1 pseudogene is annotated in these 292 nt (G+C 72.6%); it reads left to right on the forward strand.

Annotated features, from left to right (window positions below):
* A pseudogene (locus WDW90_RS38875) lies at positions 1–292 on the forward strand (pyruvate dehydrogenase complex E1 component subunit beta); the annotation flags it as partial.

A 292-nucleotide genomic window follows, 5' to 3' on the forward strand; every position in this document is an offset into this window, starting at 1 on the left:
TCGGGCGGCCAGCTCGGCTGCCCGATCGTGTTCCGGGGCCCGAACGGCGCCGCCGCCCGCGTCGGCGCCCAGCACAGCCACGACTACGCCGCCGGGTCCTCGAACGTGCCGGGCCTCAAGGTGATCGCGCCCTACACGGCGAGCGACGCCAAGGGCCTGCTCAAGGCCGCGATCCGCGACCCGAACCCGGGGATCTTCCTCGAGAACGAGATCCTGTACGGCCAGTCCTTCCCGGTGCCGAAGCTCGACGACTTCGGGCTGCCGATCGGCAAGGCCCGCATCCACCGCCCCG

This window comes from Methylobacterium nigriterrae, assembly GCF_037106235.1.
Lineage (GTDB): Bacteria > Pseudomonadota > Alphaproteobacteria > Rhizobiales > Beijerinckiaceae > Methylobacterium > Methylobacterium nigriterrae.